A 14,814-nucleotide genomic window follows, 5' to 3' on the forward strand; every position below is an offset into this window, starting at 1 on the left:
TCAAGCAGTGGAATGTGCTATCTGATGCTCATGGAAACAGCTGCCGCGTCCGACCCGTTTGTCGCTTCTCTGCCGGTCTTCGCGAAGTTCGAAAGCGCTGCCTATACCGACAATTATCGGCCTCTCCCCGATGGCTGGGCTCTGGCCACCGCCGACATCGTCGGCTCGACCAAGGCGATCGAGGCTGGGCGCTATAAAACCGTCAATATGGCCGGCGCCAGCGTCATTTCGGCGCTGCTCAATGCGCTGGGTCGGCAAGACCTTCCCTTTGTCTTCGGCGGCGACGGCGCGCTCGTGGCGTTTCCCGGCTCGGCGCTGGAGATCACCCGCAACGCGCTGGCGGCTGTTCAGAGATGGGTGGCGGACGAACTGGACCTCACCTTGCGTGCCGCAATCGTGCCGATAAAGGATATAAGAGCGCAAGGCCTTGACGTTCGCGTGGCGAGGTTCCAGGCCTCCGAAGCGGTCTTCTATGCCATGTTCGCCGGCGGTGGCGGCAGTTGGGCGGAAACCGAGATGAAAGCAGGGCGCTACCGCATCGATCCCGCGCCGGCCGGCGCTCGGCCCGATCTGACCGGCCTCTCCTGCCGCTGGAACCCGATCGAAGCCCGGCATGGCGAAATCGTCTCGATCATAGCTGTACCGGGGCCGTCGCGCGACTTGCGCGGTTTTCAGCTTCTGGCCTCCGATATCATCGCCCTTACCGGCAGGCAGGAACGCGATGGCCACCCGGTGCCGCCGAACGGGCCGAGCTACAGTTTTCCGCCCGCCGGTCTCGATATCGAGGCGCGGGCGATGGCGCCGGCAGGATGGCGGTGGCTACCGAAGCTGTGGATATTGTTCTTGATGACGCTCACGGCGGTCAGCGATCGATATGGCTGGACGATCGGCAGTTTCGATCCGAAGATCTATAAACGCGACGTGGCCAGCAATTCGGATTTCCGGAAGTTCGACGACGGCTTGAAGATGACGGTCGACGTTGACGCGGATGTGTCGCAACGGATCGAGAACCGGCTGAAACAGGCGGAAGAGGCGGGCATCTGCAACTATGGCCTGCACCGCCAGAAATCGGCCTTGATGACATGCCTCGTCGCCTCGCCGCTGCAGCGCGATCACCTTCATTTCATCGATGGCGCGGCCGGCGGCTATGCGATGGCTGCCGCAAGCCTGAAGGCGAAGGTGCTGGTTTGATGACGGCTTGCGGAAATCGATCTTCCGCAATATGCCTCGGCCATTGTTCTTAGGACGAAGTGAGGTTCTCGGGACCAAGTGAGCCTCTCCATAGGAACGGACAGCCTGTCCGAATTGACGGGAAAGCAGATTTTTGGACGCCTCACAATCGATATATGACCGACTTCTGAACCGGATTTCGACGCGCGCCGCGCAAGTCGGCGTAATCGGACTGGGCTATGTCGGCTTGCCGCTGGCGGTTGCGGTCGCACGCGCCGGCTTCCCGGTTTCCGGTTTCGACATCGAAGCCCGGAAGGTCGAGAGCCTGAACAACGGCCGATCCTACATCGAGGCGGTAACGTCGACAGCCCTTGCCAGCCAGGTGGCGAGCGGACGGTTCCGCGCCACTGCGGATTTTGCCGAGCTGGCCGTCTGCGATGTCATCATCATCTGCGTTCCGACACCGCTGACGAAACACCGTGAGCCGGATCTCTCTTTTGTCAGGAACACGGCAGGCACGATCGCGAAACATCTGCGTCTCGGCCAGATGATCGTGCTGGAATCGACCACCTATCCCGGCACCACCGACGATGTGATCAAGCCGATACTGGAAGAAACCGGCTTGCAGTCGAAGACAGACTTCTTCCTCGGCTTCTCGCCCGAACGCGAGGATCCCGGCAATCGCAGCTTTGAAGTCGCGACGATCCCCAAGGTCGTGGCGGGCGACGGCATGGAAGCGGCGACGCTCGTGCAGGCTTTCTACCAAAGCGTGGTCAAGACCGTCGTTCCGGTTTCCACCACGGCGACCGCCGAGGCGGTCAAGCTGACGGAAAACATCTTCCGCTCGGTCAACATAGCTCTCGTCAACGAGCTGAAAGTCGTGCTCGGCGCGATGGGCATCGACATTTGGGAGGTGATCGAGGCGGCAAAGAGCAAGCCCTTCGGCTACATGCCTTTCTATCCTGGCCCCGGACTTGGCGGGCACTGCGTTCCGATCGATCCGTTCTACCTGACGTGGAAGGCGCGCGAGTACGAACTGCCGACCCGCTTCATCGAGCTGGCGGCAGAGATCAACACGGCCATGCCGCGTCATGTGGTCGATGAACTGGCGAAGGCGCTGGACCGGCGCTGCGGCAAGGCGCTCAGCCGCTCCCGCATTCTCATCATCGGGCTCGCCTATAAGAAGAATGTGCCTGACATCCGTGAAAGTCCCTCATTGCGGCTCATTGAACTCATCGAGGAGTGGGGCGGCAAGGCGGAATTCCACGACCCGCATGTTACCGAGATCCCGACCACACGGGAGCATATGGCGATCAAGGGGCGCCGCTCGGTCGAATTGACAGAGACGGCCTTGAAGGATTTCGATGCTGTCGTCATCGCAACCGACCACGACGCGATCGACTATCAGACGATCGCTGATCATGCCCTTCTGATCGTCGACACACGCAATGTTTTTGGCCGCCTCGCGCTGGCCCGAGAGACGGTGGTGAAAGCCTGAGGGCGTCTTAGCCGGCGAATTTTTTGCCCGATGTCGGGATAGTGATTGCACTCCGCCGGCAGCTTCGCCACATATGCCACGGGATAGGTGCAGTACGCCTGCTCCTGGCCGCAAGGACAGTCATCCGGGAAATTCTTCGCCGCTTTTGCCGCCGTAGTCGGCCCTGTTGACTTCGAGGGTCTTATCTTTGGGTCGTTGGCGGACTGTGATATGGCGGATCAAAGCATAATGGGTTCGTTTTCGACAGGTTTCGAGATAGCATGAGCACAGCACAAGCAGAAATCTCCACTATTCTCATGGATAAGGTTGCCGATTGGCTGACCCAGTCGGCGCTGGCGGGCAACGACCTGGAAACGTTGATAAAAGGCTTTTGCGAACGGCTGGCTGCTGCCGGCCTGCCGTTGAAGCGGGTGCATTTGAGCTTTTCGATGCTTCATCCGCTTTATGACGCGCTTGGCTTCACCTGGCTTCGCGGCCAGGGCATGGAAGTGGAAGGCTTTCGCAACAAGGCCGGCGCGCCGTCCGACAGATTTCTGACCAGCCCATACTATTATCTGCTCAGCAATAAGCTCGAGCATCTGCGACGTCGGCTCGACCCTTCGGTGCCGTCGGAGTTTCCTGTTTTCGATGAACTCAGGCTTATGGGCATCACCGATTACATGGCTTTCGTCCATCCCTTCAGCGGCAACGCCAGTCAGGGCATGCTGGGGTCTTGGTCCACCGACAGTGCCGCGGGCTTCAGCGACAGCATGATTTCGGCGCTGCTGCGCATCCAGAGCCATCTCGCGATCGCAACCAAGATGGCGGTGCTCACCAAGCTCGCCGACAACATGATGACCACTTATCTCGGCGGCGACGCCGGCAGGCGCGTGCTTGACGGTCAGATCAGGCGAGGCGAGGGCGATACAATCCGGGCCGCACTGGTGATGGCCGATATGCGTGGGTCGTCTAGGCTTGCCGAAACCTCGGGCCGCGAAATCTATATTGATACGCTGAACCAATTTTTCGACGCCGTTGCTGCACCTTTCAATCGCAGAGGTGGGCAGATCATGAGTTTCATAGGTGACGGCTTCATTGCCGTCTACCCTTGCGAAAGACACCGCTCGCAGTCCGAGGTCGCCTGCCAAGCCGCTCTTGCGGCCGCGCACAAGGCCTCCGCGCGCATGATGGATCTCAATCTGCGCAGAAAGGAGCGAGGGTTGAGCGACATACAGTTTGGTATCGGCCTGCATATCGGTAATGTGATGTTCGGCAATGTCGGGCTTACCGACCGGCTCACATTCTCTGTCTTCGGCTCGGCTGTAAACGAGGTCCAGCGCCTCCAGACCCTGACCAAGAAATATCCGCACAGCGTTCTCGCCAGCGAAGACTTCGCCGGCTACTGCGGCGCCAACAGTTGGTTGACGCTCGGCAAGGAGCAGTTGCCGGGCATCAAGCATAAGCTGACGGTGCTTGCCCCCGATCTGTCGGGTGCTCTTGCGCTCGATGAGGACGGTGCGCTGGAGACGATTTACGACCGAATGTCGGACGCCGAGCAGGTCATGCTGCTTCATCGCGATGCCGCGCGGGTGTCGACGGGTGACACCAGGAAGATCCAGTAGCCGCACTCTGATCCGAACGCCTTTGGCATGCAGTCCGGTCACGGTTCCGCCAGGGAACTGGCGATCGTTTCGAATCCAAGTTGCTCTAGGCTGGCAATGCGATAGTCTCGTTTACTGGCCCTGCCGCCCGGCAGGCCGCCAGAGTGGGCCTGGTGCGCATGAATTCGGGTGTTGATCTGCTGCGGATCGAAGATGTTGGCATCTCTTTTGCCATTATCGGTGGGCCGTTGCGTGCCGTCAGGCGCGCGAATCTTCGTGTCCTGCCCGGCAGGGTTACCGCGCTTGTGGGCGAGTCAGGTTCCGGAAAATCGGTTCTCAGCCAGGCAGTGATGGGCATTTTGCCGAACACTGCCCATGTTCGCGGCCGTATCCTGTTTTCCGATCCTGAAAAGCCGGGCACGACGCAGGATATCCTGCAGATGTCGCGTGATGGACCCGAAATCCGGGCGTTGAGAGGCAGCCGTATCGGCAAGATCTTTCAGGAGCCGATGACATCGCTGTCGCCGCTGCACACGATCGGCAACCAGGTCAGCGAATCCCTGCAAATTCATACGCCTCTAGCTCGGGCGGAGCGCAAGGCGCGGACCGAGGAAATGCTCAGCCTTGTCGGCTTTCCCAATCCCAAGCGCGCCTACGACATGTATCCCTTTGAACTTTCAGGAGGATTGCGTCAACGCGCCATGATCGCCATGGCTCTTATCTGCAGGCCCGCCCTGTTGATCGCCGATGAGCCGACGACCGCGCTGGACGTCACCATCCAGGCGCAAATCCTGCAATTGCTGCGCGGGCTTCAGACCAAGCTGAACATGGCGATGCTGCTGATCACGCACGACCTCGGCGTGGTCGCCAATGTCGCCGACGAGGTGGTGGTCATGTACCATGGCGAGATCATGGAAGCGGGACCTGTCGAGGCGATATTCCGCCGCCCGGGTCACCCTTACCTGAAGGGTCTGATGGCAGCCGTTCCGCATTTTGACCTGAAGCCCGGCGAAAGACTGAAGGCGCTTCGCGAGGTGCCGGTGAATGTCGGGAACCTGCTCGGCAAGCAGCCGGCGCCGGCATCGAAAGGGCCGGACGACATCCTATTGTCGGTGAGGGACCTGAAAAAGGTCTTCACCATCCGCAAGTCCGGATGGTTCGGCGGGGATCATCAAACCTCTGTTCGCGCCGTGGACGGTGTGAGCTTCGATATCAGGCGGGGAGAGTGCTTGGGTCTGGTCGGCGAAAGCGGCTCCGGCAAAACCACCGTCAGCAAGATTCTCATGCGGGCCGTCACCCCCAGCGGCGGCTCTGTGACCTTCAACGGCCGCAATGGGCCGATCGACGTCTTAAAGGCAGAGGAGGACGCGTTGCGCACACTGCGCGCGAAAATCCAGATGATCTTCCAGGACCCGGTTTCGTCGCTTTCACCCCGCATGACGGTGGAGAACATTTTGAGCGAGCCGCTGGAAATCCATCAACGTGGCAATGCCGCGTCCCGACTCGCCACGGTCAAGAGCCTGATGCAGGCAATCGGGCTCGATCCGCGCTTCATCAAGCGCTATCCGCACAGTTTCTCCGGCGGGCAGCGTCAGCGTATCGGCATCGCGCGCGCGTTGGCGCTGGGGCCTGAACTCCTGATCTGCGACGAGCCGGTTTCGGCGCTCGATGTCTCTGTCCAGGCGCAGATCCTGAACCTTCTGAAGGACCTGCAGAAGGAACTGGGCCTGACCTATCTGTTCATATCCCACAACCTGGCGGTGGTGGACTACATGGCGGACCGCATCGCGGTGATGTGCGGCGGGCGTATCGTCGAGCTTGCGCCGCGCGAAATTCTGCTCAGGAAACCGGTCCACCCCTACACGCGCTCACTGGTCGCCGCGGTGCCTTTCCCCGATCTCGACAGGCCGATGGATTTCAAGACGCTGAAGCTCGGCGGCGCGTCCGACACCAGCGCTTGGGGACCGCAATTCCGCGACGAGGGCGAGGAGAATACGCTGTCGCCGCTCGATCTTGGCGGCGGCCATCTCGTGCTGGCCCGTCGTTCGGCCGATGTCAGCGAGCTGCGCCATTGATCAGCCGGCGCACCGTCCTTGGACTCATGGCTTCGGCGTTTCTGCCGAGCACGTCGCGCGCCGGCGATCTGGAGCCGGAATTTCTTCAGCCCCAGCTGAAGGCCAAGGCGCTGCCGGTACTTGCCGAACGCTTGCCCAAGAGCCCGCGCGCGCTGAATCTCGCCGCGATGGGCCGGCAGCCCGGCCAGTATGGCGGCACGCTGCGCACGATCATCGGTAGCCAGAAAGACATCCGGCTGATGACGATCTATGGATATGCTCGCTTGGTCGGCTATGACGAAAAGCTTGAACTGCAAGCCGACATTCTCGAAAGTTTCAACGTATCGGATGGTCGCGTCTTCACTTTCAAGATACGGGAAGGACATAAATGGTCTGACGGCAGTCTGCTGACGCCGGAGGATTTTCGCTATTGCTGGGAAGATGTCTGGCTGAACAAAGAGCTTTCGCAAGGCGGGCTCCCCCCGGCCCTGATGGCCGACGGCAAGCCGCCACGCTTCGAGATCGTCGATCCGTTAACGGTCCGCTATAGTTGGGACGCGCCCAATCCCGATTTCCTGCCCAAGCTCGCCGCTGCTTCGCCGCTATCGCTTGTCCTGCCGGCCGCCTATCTCAAGCAGTTCCACAGAAAATACCAGGATCCATTCCGGCTAGCCGGCCTGATGAAGGAGAACCGGGCCAAGAAATGGACGCTCCTGCATATCCGGATGTCGCGCCAATATCGCCCGGAGAACCCGGAACTGCCGACGCTCGATCCCTGGCAGAACCGGACGAAGCCGCCGGCTGAGCAGTTCGTCTTCGAGCGAAATCCGTTCTTCCATCGAATGGATGAGAATGGCCGGCAATTGCCCTATATTGACAGGATTGTCATGAATGTCAGTTCGTCGGAGATCATTTCAGCCAAGACCGGTGCGGGCGAGAGCGACCTGCAATGCATGGGAATTGACTTCACCGATTATGCCTTCCTGAGGGATGCGGAGAAGCGCTATCCGGTGAAGATGCATCTCTGGAAACGCACACAGGGCTCGCGGCTGGCGCTGCTGCCCAATCTGAATTGTTCCGACCAGGTGTGGCGTGGCCTTCTTCGTGACGTGCGCGTGCGCCGCGCACTTTCGCTCGCCGTGGACAGGCGCGAGATCAATATGGCCGTGTTCTACGGATTGGCGCAGGAAAGTGCCGATACGGTCTTGCCTGAAAGCCCGCTCTACCGGCCGGAATTCGCGAAGGCCTGGGTCGCCCATGATCCTGACCTGGCCAATGCCCTGCTCGACGAGGTCGGGCTTCAGACGCATGACGATGACGGCCTGCGGATACTTCCCGATGGACGCCCGGCGCAGATCATAGTGGAAACAGCCGGCGAAAGTACGCTGGAAACCGACGCGCTCGAGCTCATCACCGATCACTGGCGCAAGATCGGCATCGCCCTGTTCATCCGGACTTCGCAGCGCGACATATTCCGCAGCCGCGCGCTTGGCGGCCAGATCATGATGTCGATATGGTCGGGCATCGACAATGGCGTGCCGACCGCCGACATGAACCCGTACCAGTTGGCCCCCACCACCGACGACCAGTTGCAATGGCCGCTCTGGGGGGCCCACTACTTGTCTCACGGCACGCTCGGTGAAGCGCCCGATCTTCCAGCTGTGGTCGACTTGATGGCTCTGCTGAAGCGCTGGAACGCATCGACCGAAGCCACGGAACGCGCCGAAATCTGGAATTCGATGCTGTCGATCTACACTGACCAGGTGTTTTCGATCGGCACGGTGAACGGAACGTCTCAGCCGATTCTGGCGTCCTCGCGGCTGCGCAATCTGCCTGACAAGGCGCTCTACGGCTACGACCCGACAGCATATTTCGGTGTCTACATGCCGGATGCATTCTGGCTTGGAGAGTCCTGAGCGTGCTTCGATATATTGTCTGGCGCATCGCCGTAATGGTTCCAACGCTGCTTGTCATATCGGCGCTGGTGTTCACGATCATCGAACTCCCCCCCGGCGACTATTTCGACAGCTACGTTGCCGAGCTTAAGGCTCAAGGCGAAGCGGTGGATTCCGACCGCATCGATATGATGCGGAAGGAATATGGTTTCGACAAGCCGCCGATCGTTCGCTACTTCTACTGGGTAGGCGGGATGCTGCATGGCGATTTCGGTTATTCCTTCGAATATGAGCTGCCGGTTCGCGACGTCGTCGGGGACCGAATGTGGCTCACCGTGCTGGTCTCGTTCGTCACGATCATCTTCACCTGGCTCATCGCCTTTCCGATCGGCATGTACTCCGCCACGCATCAATACAGCTGGGGCGACTACGGCCTGACTTTCTTCGGCCTTCTCGGCCTCGCCATTCCGAACTTCATGTTGGCGCTGATCCTGATGTATTTCGCCAACATCTGGTTCGGCACGTCCATCGGCCATCTTATGGACCAGCAATATCTCGGCGAGCCCATGAGCTGGGCCAAGGCGAAGTCGATCCTCGCCCATCTCTGGATCCCGGTCTTGATCATCGGCACCGGGGGCACGGCCAGCATGATCCGGCGGCTACGCGCCAATCTGCTCGATGAACTACACAAGCAATATGTCGTGACCGCGCGCGCTAAAGGCCTTCATCCCTTCAAGGCGCTGGTCAAATATCCGCTGCGCATGGCGCTCAATTTCTTCATTTCAGACATCGGCTCAATCCTGCCGGCCATCATCTCCGGTGCCGAAATCACGGCGATCGTGCTGTCTTTGGAAACGACCGGGCCGATGCTGATCAAGGCGCTGCAAAGCCAGGACATGTATCTGGCAGGATCGTTCCTGATGTTCCTCGCCTTCCTGACGGTCATCGGCGTTTTGATTTCCGACCTGGCGCTGGCGCTGCTCGATCCACGAATTCGTTTGCAGGGCGGCAGCACCAAATGAACACGCAATCCCCGCTGCCTGCTCCGGGTGCCCCTCTGCAACACTACGTTTCCATAGAGCCCTTTGACCTGCAGTCGGTCGAGGCGATGACTCCGGAGCAGTCGAAGGTCTTTCAGGCGTCGCAGTTGCGGCTGATGTGGTGGAAATTCCGACGGCACCGGCTTGCCCTTATGTCAGGCATATTCCTGGCGGCGCTTTATTTCAGCATACTGATCTGCGAGTTCCTGGCACCCTACAATCTGCACACGCGCAACATGGACTATATCTATTCGCCGCCGCAGCGGGTGCACCTGTTCCACAACGGCCAGTTCATCGGGCCGTTCGTCTACGGCCGCCAGATGATGCTGGACATGGACACGCTCAAGCGGAACTACGTCGACAAACAGGATGATGTTCAGCGGATCCGTTTCTTCTGCAAGGGCGACAGTTACCGGTTCTGGGGCATGATCGAAGGTGACAGGCATTTTGTTTGCCCTGCCGAAAACGGCCAACTCTTTCTGGCCGGCACTGACAGGCTGGGCCGCGATGTGTTCTCGCGCATCATCTATGGCGCACGCATTTCACTGACAATCGGCCTCGTCGGCATCAGTTTCAGCTTCCTGCTCGGCATAGTCATCGGAGGACTGGCCGGCTATCACGGCGGCATCTTCGACCTGATCGTGCAACGGATAATCGAAGTTCTGCAATCGATCCCCAGCATTCCGCTATGGCTGGCTCTGGCGGCGATCATGCCGATAACCTGGAGTCCGATCCTGATCTATTTCGGCATCACCGTCATCCTCGGGCTGCTCCACTGGACCGGACTGGCGCGGGCCGTGCGTTCAAAGCTTCTAGCCTTGCGTGAGGAGGATTACGTTCTGGCCGCGCAGTTGATGGGCGCCAGCAGCAGCCGCATTATCCGGCGGCACCTCATTCCCGGCTTCATATCGCATCTGATCGCGACGGCGACGATCTCCATACCCGGAATGATCCTGGGCGAGACGGCGCTGAGCTTCCTCGGGCTCGGCCTGAGGGCGCCGACAACCAGCTGGGGCATCCTGCTAACCGAGGCGCGCAGCGTCAATGTGATCGCGTTCTATCCATGGCTGCTTTTGCCAATGCTCCCCGTCATTCTCGTCATCCTGGCGTTCAACTTCCTCGGCGACGGCTTGCGGGACGCCGCGGACCCCTACAAGTGACATCGCTATTCCGCCGCGCGCCGCGCCGCCACCCCCACCGGTATGATCCTTGTAGGCAGCCTGTTCGGTTCATTGCAGTGTTCGTCGTTCGCCTCTATATGCGGCGAGGCTCGATCCGGGTTTAATACGTCGCGCCCGGCTTTCACCCGCGAACCGTTCCGGTCGCGGGCATTGCCGATTTTTTGAGCTGGTTCAGGACACACTAACGCATATGAGTCGCCTCGAGAGTTTCATCCGCAGGATGACCGCACAGCGCGACATTCTCGATCAGGTCTGCGCGGAGGTGGCCAAGATCGAGGGTCCCGTGCTCGAACTCGGCTTGGGCAATGGCCGGACGTACCACCACCTGCGCGAGCGCCTGCCCGGACGCCGGATCGTGGCGTTCGACCGCGCGCTAGCCGCGCACTCCAGTTCAATTCCCGAAGCTGAAAACCTCGTGCTCGGCGAAATACGTGAGACGGCGGGCAGGTTCATTGGCATTGACGCCGCTCTTGTCCATGCCGACATCGGCACCGGCTATCAAGATCGCGATGCGGTGACCGCTACCTGGCTTCCCGATCTGACCGCACGCCTGCTTCGCGTCGGCGGCATCGCGGTCAGCGGCACGCCGCTCGATCACCCGCTGTTGCAACGCCTCATGCCGCCGCCTTCGGTGCCGGCCGATCGGTATTTTATCTGCAGGCGCGTGTAAGGACCGAGGCGACCCAAGCCCTCAGGGGATCGTGTATATCGCTATTTCTCGCTCAATACCGCGCAGCGAGACCTCGTGGGGCACGGGCGTCAGCGCGTTTCTGTGCAACAGATCGGCGGTGAGAGTGTCGTCGACCACCGCACGAGTGGCGAAGATCGCCTGTGCATTGGCAAGGTTCTGCACCCGTGAGGCTATGTTGACCGTCTGGCCGAAATAGTCCTGTCGCTCGTTCATGGACACGGCGATGCAGGGACCGGCATGGACTCCGATCTTGAGCAGCAGGTCCTCGCGCCCGCTCTTTTCGTTGAGCCCACGCATGGCTTCGCGAATCCTGAGGGCCGCGGCAATCGCACGATCAGGCGTCGCGAAGGTCGCCATCACCGCATCACCGATCGTCTTCACCACCGCGCCTGCCTCGGCCGCGACGATCTCGTGCAGAACCTGGAAATGCTCGCGCACCAGATCGAAGGCCGAAAGATCGCCCACCCGCTCGTAAAGCGCGGTCGATCCGCGCAGGTCGGTGAACAGGAAGGTCAGGCTGGTGATCTTCAGGCGCTGGTCGATGTCGAGCGTGTCCGCGCGGTAGAGATCGCGGAACGTCTGGTTGGTGAGCAGGCGCTTGGCGGTGAGGAAGGGCCGGCGTTTGCCGAGCAAATCATGCAATGCCTTGCCGGCGATGAAGACCGTCGGCAGCACGCGGGTGTCGGTCCTGTTTTCCAGCGAAATGCGCAACGGGCCGGGTTGCATCTCCAGCGTCTGGCTCTGGACATGATCGCGGTCGAAGACCAAAGAAAGGCTGCGGCGCTCCTTTGTTGGTTCACCCTTCCCGTCGATGAACTGCACTGAATGGGTGACCGGCTCGAAGACGATTACGAATTCGGGCGGCAGCTGTACCGGCAGAACCGCCTTTTCACCGGGCGCAAGCTCGATATCCTCCAGTGAGATCTCTTCCATCTTTTTCGCGAAATCCTCATCCGGCAGATCGACGCCGGACGCCCAGTAGATCTGGCGGAAATATTCCATCAACGGCAGCTCGTGTGGGTTGTGGGCGGCAATCCTGCGTATGCGGGGACTGACGGTGAATGTCACCTCGACCATCTCGTCGAGCGTCGGCGAATATCCCTCGGAACACAGCGTGCAGGTGTATTCGTCCTTCTGCAGGGTCTTCAGCGTGGCGTTGGTGTCGAGCACGCCGCCGCAGCCGGGGCACAGGACGTTCCAGGAAATGTCGAAGATGCCCACCCGCGCCGCATGCAGAAAGGCGCTTATGGCGCGCTCCTCGTCGAGGCCATGCTTGCTGGCGAAGGCTGGCGCATTGATGCGGCAAAGTTCGCGGTCTCCTGCCTCGGCGATGGTTCGCTCAATCGCGTCGATTGCCCTCGGATCGACATCGGTCGATTGCCGCAGAAGCGAAAACAGATCCTGAGCTTCGTTCATGGTGCAGGCTCCGGAAAATGCGCCCCAAGGCGTGTTGACCAGACCGCCCTTTGGTCCGAGTGTTCCATTTTACTTCGAAATGGACCGTACCGCCATTCGAATAGATAAGCTTGGTGACAGTTCAATTCCGTGCGGCGGATTTCACTGGCCACAAGCGGCACCACACTGCATCAGCGGCGTCTTCAAACTCTACGCCATCTAACGGTATCTTGGCGCAATCGGCATCATGGATTGCAGAGACGGCTGGATTTTCAGGTGAAGTCCGGTACATCGTGGCGGGCCGATTGCCTTTGCCGGAACGCCATGACCAGCACGACCTCGCCATCCTCCGAGAAAATCGAGCCGCTGCTCCGATCCGTCCGGCCAAGCGATGCGGAGGCGCTTTGCGCCATCTTCAACATGCCGGGCTTCCGCTGGGGCACGTTCAGGATGCCCTTCGAGAGGGTGGAGCAGATGGAGCGGCGCATCGCCAAGTCCGGCCAGGAAACCACCTGGATCGTTGCGGAGTTGGACGGCAAGGTCGTCGGCCATGGCAGCTTGGTCGTGCAGGGTTCGCCGCGCCGTTCGCATATCGGCGAGATCAATATCGGCCTCGACGATGCCTTTGTCGGCAAGGGCATCGGCTCTGCCATACTTGGCGCGCTGCTTGACGTGGCCGACAACTGGAGGGCCCTGAAGCGGATCGAATTGGCCGTCTATGCCGACAACGAACCGGCTATCCGTCTCTACACAAGCCACGGCTTCGAGGTCGAAGGTCGGCATGTGAAGGCCGGTTTTACCGACGGGCAGTACCACGACCTCCTGAGCATGGCCCGGCTGCGGTTCTAGGCCTCGCTGTTTCCCTTGGCGTTTGCACCACAAGCGGCTAGACGGGACCAATGACCGCCGCCTTTGACCGAACCCTTACGCCTCCGGCGGAAATTCTGGCTGTGCTGTCGCTGCTCTGCCCGGAAGTCGTGCGTGACATCGAGCTGAACTGGAATGCACCGGTTTCCGACTATGCCCGCCATCTGTGGCGGCCGGTGGCAAGGCCTGCATCCGGCCCGGCGATCGCTGCCCGCTCGATCCTGCGTGAAGTCCTGCATCAGCGCCTCGGTGCGGTCATGCAACCTGAGGAGGCCGGCAAGGTCCTCGAAGAGTTCGAGCACAGACCGGTGATTCAGTCCGGCCTGCATTGCCTGCTTCTGATGGACCGGATCACCTTCGATGCCCTGCTGCTTGCCTGGCTCGGCGCGGTCGAAAACGGACTGTCCGCGTTTGTCGGCTTCATGGGAACGACGATGACCATGGAGACGATTGGCCGGGAGGGGCCGGGATGGCTCGATGTCGGCGACGCCAAGGTCAACCTGTTTGGCATGGGGCGCCACAAACTGTGCCGCAAAAGCGCCTGCGTGGCCGGTCCCGTCTCCCTCAACAAGCGCGGGCTCGAAGCGGTGGGCGATGAAACGGATGCCAGCCGCTGGCTGGGCACACTGCTTGCCAGTCAGGACAAGGTGTTTGGAACCGCCGCCGATGCACTGACAGCCCTCAACGAGGATCTGTTCGCCAATTGGGACCGTTCTGGCATGGCCCTGCCGGTTTTCATCAACGATCGGCTCGCCGGCGCTGCCATGGCGCGGCATCTGGAATCCGACGGCAACCTTCTTTCCAGGCTGCTCATCGAGCCCGCAAGACGCCAGCGTCTCGACCATGCCTTGCAAGAGGCCGCATCGAGCCCGTTTGGCAGATTCCTGCCCAATGCGACGGACTATTTCTGGGGCATCCGCGAGGAGCGCGTGCGCAAGCTCGTCCTCGACAACGGGAGACTGGTCGAGCCTGACAGGCCGAATGGCCTTTGCATCCCGTTCGAGCGGCCGCATCTCAGGCAGGCGCTGCTGGACGGCGTGCTGCTGCCGAACTTGTTCCTGATGTTCCTCGTTCTTGCCATATTGCCGCGCGTGCGGGTTGTGGGCGGCCTGAGACAGATTGGTTATGTAGCGCTTTTCCACTCGATCCTGCTGGCCGTGCTGGATGAAAACGCGCCGGAAGAGCGCGATCTGGCTGCGGAACTGCAGGTTCGGGAAAATGCCTGGGGCATGGGGGTCATCGATGAAAAGATCTCGGTCCGCGAGCAGCTTGCCGGCCTGCCGGAAGGGGCGCTCTTCCCGGACCTGCTCCGGCAATACCGTTTGCGGACATTCGCCGAGACGACCGACGACCTTAAACTGGTTCGCGAAAACCCCCGATGGCGCAAGGTCGGCCGGGCAGTGATACCTGAGCCTCAAGGCCTCATCCGGACATGACCTCGCC

General features: G+C 60.6%; 11 protein-coding genes. 10 read left to right on the plus strand and 1 reads right to left on the minus strand.

The annotated features are described in order from the left end of the window. Positions 1-30: 30 nt before the first annotated feature. From FJ934_RS15095 to FJ934_RS15130, 8 genes are all read left to right on the plus strand, one after another. A complete protein-coding gene (locus tag FJ934_RS15095) occupies positions 31-1,191 on the plus strand; it encodes a DUF3095 domain-containing protein (protein ID WP_140610437.1) in 1,161 nt (386 codons plus the stop codon). Between the two features lie 133 nt (positions 1,192-1,324). After that, entirely contained in the window at positions 1,325-2,668 is a 1,344-nt protein-coding gene (locus FJ934_RS15100; protein WP_140610395.1) for a nucleotide sugar dehydrogenase, read from the plus strand. 260 nt (positions 2,669-2,928) lie between these two features. Then, the gene (locus tag FJ934_RS15105) at positions 2,929-4,269 is read left to right on the plus strand and encodes an adenylate/guanylate cyclase domain-containing protein (RefSeq protein ID WP_140610396.1); all 1,341 of its coding nucleotides are present in this window, start codon (positions 2,929-2,931) and stop codon (positions 4,267-4,269) included. A 158-nt stretch (positions 4,270-4,427) separates the two neighbouring features. Further along, entirely contained in the window at positions 4,428-6,323 is a 1,896-nt protein-coding gene (locus FJ934_RS15110; RefSeq protein WP_140610397.1) for an ABC transporter ATP-binding protein, read from the plus strand. Then, positions 6,320-8,218 (plus strand): ABC transporter substrate-binding protein, encoded by a 1,899-nt coding sequence (locus tag FJ934_RS15115; RefSeq protein WP_140610398.1) that lies wholly within the window; start codon positions 6,320-6,322, stop codon positions 8,216-8,218. Before FJ934_RS15110 ends, FJ934_RS15115 begins: the two co-directional genes overlap by 4 nt. 2 nt (positions 8,219-8,220) lie before the next feature. Continuing rightward, the gene (locus tag FJ934_RS15120; RefSeq protein WP_140610399.1) at positions 8,221-9,219 is read left to right on the plus strand and encodes an ABC transporter permease; all 999 of its coding nucleotides are present in this window, start codon (positions 8,221-8,223) and stop codon (positions 9,217-9,219) included. Further along, on the plus strand, positions 9,216-10,397 hold the full coding sequence (locus tag FJ934_RS15125; RefSeq protein WP_140610400.1) for an ABC transporter permease: 1,182 nt from the start codon (positions 9,216-9,218) through the stop codon (positions 10,395-10,397). Before FJ934_RS15120 ends, FJ934_RS15125 begins: the two co-directional genes overlap by 4 nt. 211 nt (positions 10,398-10,608) lie before the next feature. Continuing rightward, positions 10,609-11,088 carry a class I SAM-dependent methyltransferase gene (locus FJ934_RS15130; protein WP_140610401.1) on the plus strand — a complete coding sequence of 160 codons (480 nt, stop codon included), beginning with the start codon at positions 10,609-10,611 and terminating at the stop codon, positions 11,086-11,088. A 21-nt stretch (positions 11,089-11,109) separates the two neighbouring features. Here the strand turns inward: FJ934_RS15130 and FJ934_RS15135 are convergent, their stop codons facing one another. Continuing rightward, entirely contained in the window at positions 11,110-12,525 is a 1,416-nt protein-coding gene (locus FJ934_RS15135; protein WP_140610402.1) for an adenylate/guanylate cyclase domain-containing protein, read from the minus strand. A 303-nt stretch (positions 12,526-12,828) separates the two neighbouring features. Between FJ934_RS15135 and FJ934_RS15140 the strand changes: the two genes are divergently transcribed. Both FJ934_RS15140 and FJ934_RS15145 read left to right on the plus strand, forming a co-directional pair. After that, the gene (locus tag FJ934_RS15140) at positions 12,829-13,353 is read left to right on the plus strand and encodes a GNAT family N-acetyltransferase (RefSeq protein WP_140610403.1); all 525 of its coding nucleotides are present in this window, start codon (positions 12,829-12,831) and stop codon (positions 13,351-13,353) included. A 50-nt stretch (positions 13,354-13,403) separates the two neighbouring features. Continuing rightward, on the plus strand, positions 13,404-14,807 hold the full coding sequence (locus FJ934_RS15145; protein WP_140610404.1) for a hypothetical protein: 1,404 nt from the start codon (positions 13,404-13,406) through the stop codon (positions 14,805-14,807). The last annotated feature ends 7 nt before the right edge of the window (positions 14,808-14,814 follow it).

Origin of the sequence: Mesorhizobium sp. B2-4-12, assembly GCF_006441575.1 — a bacterium.
Lineage (GTDB): Bacteria > Pseudomonadota > Alphaproteobacteria > Rhizobiales > Rhizobiaceae > Mesorhizobium.

Coding starts and splice junctions, on each gene's coding strand:
- FJ934_RS15095 (WP_140610437.1), top strand. CDS start 31: ATGGAAACAGCTGCCGCGTCCGACCCGTTTGTCGCTTCTCTGCCGGTC.
- FJ934_RS15105 (WP_140610396.1), top strand. CDS start 2,929: ATGAGCACAGCACAAGCAGAAATCTCCACTATTCTCATGGATAAGGTT.
- FJ934_RS15110 (WP_140610397.1), top strand. CDS start 4,428: ATGAATTCGGGTGTTGATCTGCTGCGGATCGAAGATGTTGGCATCTCT.
- FJ934_RS15125 (WP_140610400.1), top strand. CDS start 9,216: ATGAACACGCAATCCCCGCTGCCTGCTCCGGGTGCCCCTCTGCAACAC.
- FJ934_RS15130 (WP_140610401.1), top strand. CDS start 10,609: ATGAGTCGCCTCGAGAGTTTCATCCGCAGGATGACCGCACAGCGCGAC.
- FJ934_RS15135 (WP_140610402.1), bottom strand. CDS start 12,525: ATGAACGAAGCTCAGGATCTGTTTTCGCTTCTGCGGCAATCGACCGAT.
- FJ934_RS15140 (WP_140610403.1), top strand. CDS start 12,829: ATGACCAGCACGACCTCGCCATCCTCCGAGAAAATCGAGCCGCTGCTC.
- FJ934_RS15145 (WP_140610404.1), top strand. CDS start 13,404: ATGACCGCCGCCTTTGACCGAACCCTTACGCCTCCGGCGGAAATTCTG.